Annotated in this window: 2 protein-coding genes; both read right to left on the bottom strand. The window is 66.0% G+C overall.

The window, feature by feature from the left end:
* Nucleotides 1-974 precede the first annotated feature (974 nt).
* Nucleotides 975-2,264 (bottom strand): citrate synthase, encoded by a 1,290-nt coding sequence (locus ACNFOC_RS51005; RefSeq protein WP_416965798.1) that lies wholly within the window; start codon nt 2,262-2,264, stop codon nt 975-977.
* A 251-nt stretch (nt 2,265-2,515) separates the two neighbouring features.
* Nucleotides 2,516-4,798: an SF1B family DNA helicase RecD2 gene (gene recD2 / locus ACNFOC_RS51000; protein WP_416965797.1), complete on the bottom strand. Its 2,283-nt coding sequence runs from the start codon at nt 4,796-4,798 to the stop codon at nt 2,516-2,518.
* Nucleotides 4,799-4,827: the final 29 nt, after the last annotated feature.

Below are 4,827 nucleotides of genomic sequence, written 5' to 3'. Positions count from 1 at the left end.
GGCCTTCTCGTCGGTGTTCGTGGTCTCCAACAGCCTGCGACTTCGGACATTTCGCTGAAGTTCCGCAAAGTTACCGGGAGTTACGGGAAGTCGAAGTAAGAGTCCCCCTAGAGACGGAGGACGGCCTCACATAAGCTCTTCACAAGGCTCGCGCATCATCCTTACGCTGGGGTCCCGACCACGACATCGGGGCTCTTGCGCACCTAACGGACATATGCAAGAGACGCAGATCACAGTGATGTGAACGTAACCATCGAAGGGGTTCGAAGGTCTAAGTTGACGATGTCAGCAAGCGTCTTGGGGGGCGCGAACTGGCATCTGAGGATGTCTTGGGGGACTTCCTCAGAGATGCGTTGCCGGGGCACGTACACCGGGGAGCTTTGAGCGGCCCTCCCGACGTGCGATGTCCCGGCAGATCGCACACATCACTGGTTCCATCCAGTAGTACGAGGAGTTTTGCTCGTTCTACTCAACGAAGCTCAGCTTCATCGAGCTTCGGCAGTACGCAGTACAGCGATTCAGGCGCTGGTTCTCTAAGACGCCCGGCCGGATCCCGTGGGGGGAATCCGCACCGGGACATGGGAAGGCGCCCTGTACGCCGGCCCGTGGGGGGACCGTCGGCAGGGCGCCTTCTTTTACCTCTTTTTTCGAGCTCGGTTCGCCTCCGGGGCGCCAAAGCCTGTGTCGAGAGACCCACCGTGCTCGGCGCTGCGCGCCTCCGCGCGCTGGGTCTCTCGACACAGGCGCGCCCCTTCGGCTCACTCGCCGACGTGGGGCGAGGGGGTCGAAAGGGCGCGGTCTTGCTGTGGTCCGGGGTTTTGCAGTGGCGTAGTGATCCGGAGTTGTTGCTGCTGCGCTGCGGCGCCCCTTCCCTTAGGGACGCCGGGCACTGCTGCTTTTAGGGGCGCGGGGAACTGCGCGACCAGCCCCCACCGGGCCCGCGGTGAACGAACTACGCGGACCCAGCGGAGCTATCAGCGGCCCTCGACCGGCACGAAGTCGCGCTCGACGACACCCGTGTAGATCTGGCGCGGGCGCCCGATACGAGAACCCGGCTCCTTGATCATCTCGTGCCACTGGGCGATCCAGCCCGGGAGGCGGCCCAGGGCGAACAGGACCGTGAACATCTCGGCCGGGAAGCCCATGGCCCGGTAGATCAGGCCGGTGTAGAAGTCGACGTTCGGGTAGAGGTTGCGCGAGATGAAGTACTCGTCCGACAGCGCGTGCTCTTCGAGCTTCAGGGCGATGTCCAGCAGCTCGTCGGACTTGCCAAGGGCCGAGAGGACGTCGTGCGCGGCAGCCTTGATGATCTTGGCGCGCGGATCGAAGGACTTGTACACCCGGTGGCCGAAGCCCATCAGGCGGACGCCCTCTTCCTTGTTCTTCACCTTGCGGATGAAGGAGTCGACGTCGCCGCCGCTCGCCTGGATGCCTTCCAGCATCTCCAGGACCGACTGGTTGGCGCCGCCGTGCAGCGGACCCCACAGCGCGTTGATGCCGGCCGAGATCGAGGCGAACATGTTGGCCTGCGAGGAGCCGACGAGGCGGACCGTCGAGGTCGAACAGTTCTGCTCGTGGTCCGCGTGCAGGATCAGCAGCTTGTCGAGCGCGGAGACGACGACCGGGTCGAGGTCGTACTCCTGCGCCGGGACCGAGAAGGTCATGCGCAGGAAGTTCTCGACGTAGCCGAGGTCGTTGCGCGGGTAGACGAACGGGTGGCCGATCGACTTCTTGTACGCGTACGCCGCGATCGTCGGAAGCTTCGCGAGGAGCCGGATCGTGGAGAGGTTGCGCTGCTTCTCGTCGAACGGGTTGTGGCTGTCCTGGTAGAAGGTGGACAGCGCCGAGACGACCGACGACAGCATCGCCATCGGGTGGGCGTCGCGCGGGAAGCCCTTGTAGAAGTTCTTGACGTCCTCGTGCAGCAGGGTGTGCTGCGTGATGTCGTTCTTGAACACGGTGAGCTCGTCGACGGTCGGCAGCTCGCCGTTGATGAGCAGGTAGGCGACCTCCACGAAGGTGGAGCGCTCGGCCAGCTGCTCGATCGGGTAGCCGCGGTACCGGAGGATGCCCTGCTCACCGTCGAGGTAGGTGATGGCGGATTTATAGGCGGCGGTGTTCCCGTAACCGCTGTCCAGCGTCACCAGACCGGTCTGGGCGCGGAGCTTCCCGATGTCGAAGCCCTTGTCGCCGACGGTGCTGTCGATCACCGGGTAGGTGTACTCGCCGTCGCCGTACCGCAGTACTACAGAGTTGTCGCTCACGTCATCCCTCACCGACGTTGTGCCTCTTCTTCGAGGTTGCCCTGACTGTCTCTACCATCCCCCATTTGGCGCAGGAGAGTGCACTCGGGGTCGACCATTGGGCCTATTGGCGGCACTCAGTGCCGCCAACCTGTTCATCCTGCCCCCTCCACCCCGGCATCTGGAAGTGCTGTGTGACCTTCCTGACTCATTTGATCGATCATTTTTCGTGATGGGTCGAGCTGAGCCCAGGTGGGTCGAGGTGGGTCGAGTCATGGGCCCGAGAGTCTGAAGTCCAGGGCTGTGCAGCGCCTGCCCGCCGAGACCGTGCGGACCGCCTGGCCGATCGCCTTGCGCGAACCCACGAGGACGACCAGCTGTTTGGCGCGGGTCACGGCCGTATACAGCAGGTTCCGCTGGAGCATCATCCACGCGCCCGTGGTGACCGGGATCACGACGGCCGGGTATTCGCTGCCCTGGGAGCGGTGGATCGTCACCGCGTACGCGTGCGCCAGCTCGTCGAGTTCGTCGAATTCGTACGGCACTTCCTCGTCCTCGTCCGTCAGCACCGTGAGGCGCTGGTCCACCGGGTCGAGTGAGGTGACGACGCCGACCGTGCCGTTGAAGACGCCGTTCTCGCCCTTCTCGTAGTTGTTGCGGATCTGGGTGACCTTGTCGCCGACCCTGAAGACCCGGCCGCCGAACCGCTTCTCGGGGACATCGGGGCGGCCGGGCGTGATCGCCTGCTGCAACAGCCCGTTGAGGTTGCCCGCGCCCGCCGGTCCCCGGTGCATGGGTGCGAGCACCTGCACGTCCCGGCGCGGGTCGAGCCCGAACTTGGCCGGAATCCGCCGGGCCGCCACGTCCACGGTGAGCCGGCCGGCCTCCTCCGTGTCGTCCTCGACGAAGAGGAAGAAGTCCTTCATGCCGTCGGTGAGCGGATGTTGCCCGGAGTTGATCCGGTGCGCGTTGGTCACCACGCCGGACTGCTGGGCCTGGCGGAACACGCGCGTGAGGCGTACGGCGGGGATCGGTCCGCCGTCGGCCAGCAGGTCGCGCAGCACCTCGCCGGCGCCGACGCTGGGGAGTTGGTCCACGTCTCCGACGAAGAGGATGTGTGCCCCTGGGGGTACGGCCTTGACCAGCTTGTTGGCGAGGAGGAGGTCCAGCATGGATGCCTCGTCGACCACGACCAGGTCGGCGTCCAGGGGGCGGTCCTTGTCGTAGGCCGCGTCGCCGCCGGGCTTGAGTTCCAGGAGGCGGTGGACAGTCGATGCCTCGGCACCGGTGAGTTCGGCGAGGCGTTTGGCGGCCCGGCCGGTGGGGGCGGCGAGGACGACCTTGGCCTTCTTGGCGCGGGCCAGCTCGACGATCGAGCGGACCGTGAATGACTTTCCACAGCCGGGGCCGCCGGTGAGGACGGCGACCTTTTTCGTGAGGGCGAGCTTGACGGCGGCCTCTTGCTCGGGGGCGAGTTCCACACCCGTCTTGCCCTTGAGCCATGCCAGCGCCTTGTCCCAGGCCACGTCGTGGAAGCCGGGCATGCGGTCCGCTTCCGCGCGGAGGAGGCGGCGTAGCTGGGCGGCGAGGGAGAGTTCGGCGCGGTGGAAGGGGACGAGGTAGACGGCGGTGACGGGTTCCGAGTCGCCGTCGGGGCCAGGGACTTTTTCGCGTACGACACCGGGGTCGCCCGACTCCTCGTCCGGGAGGGCGAGTTCGGCGAGGCACTCGATGACGAGGCCGGTGTCGACCTGGAGGAGCTTCACCGCGTCGGCGATGAGCCGCTCTTCGGGGAGGTAGCAGTTGCCCTGGTCGGTGGCCTGCGAAAGGGCGTACTGGAGGCCCGCCTTGACGCGCTCCGGGCTGTCGTGCGGGATGCCTACGGACTGGGCGATCTTGTCGGCGGTGAGGAAGCCGATGCCCCAGACGTCGGAGGCGAGGCGGTACGGCTGGTTCTTGACGACCGAGATCGACGCGTCGCCGTACTTCTTGTAGATCCGGACCGCGATCGACGTGGACACCTCGACGGTCTGGAGGAAGAGCATGACCTCCTTGATCGCCTTCTGCTCCTCCCAGGCGTCGGCAATCTTCTTGGTGCGTTTGGGGCCGAGCCCCGGGACCTCGATAAGGCGCTTGGGTTCGTCCTCGATGATCTGGAGCGTGTCCAGGCCGAAGTGCTGGGTGATGCGGTCGGCGAAGACGGGGCCGATGCCCTTGACCAGGCCCGAGCCGAGGTAGCGGCGGATGCCCTGGATGGTGGCGGGGAGCAGTGTTGTGTAGTTCTCCACGGTGAACTGCTTGCCGTACTGAGGGTGCGAGCCCCAGCGGCCCTCCATGCGGAGGGATTCGCCGGCCTGTGCGCCGAGCAGCGCGCCTACGACGGTGAGGAGGTCTCCGCCGCCGCGGCCGGTGTCGACTCGGGCGACCGTGTAGCCGTTCTCCTCGTTGGCGTACGTGATGCGTTCGAGGACGCCTTCGAGTACGGCGAGGTGCCGCTCGCCTGTGGGGTTCCCCGGGCTCCCCTGACTCCTCGGACTCGTCGCCTGATTGGACATGGTTCGACGGTACCGGGCGGGTGTGACAG

The organism is Streptomyces colwelliae (genome assembly GCF_048158785.1).
Lineage (GTDB): Bacteria > Actinomycetota > Actinomycetes > Streptomycetales > Streptomycetaceae > Streptomyces.
The sequence above is the reverse complement of the archived record's forward strand: the minus strand, read 5'-3'. Positions and strand labels throughout refer to the sequence as shown.

Bases quoted from the DNA above. Each gene is read 5' to 3' on its own strand.
- recD2 (WP_416965797.1), bottom strand. From the start codon at position 4,798: ATGTCCAATCAGGCGACGAGTCCGAGGAGTCAGGGGAGCCCGGGGAAC.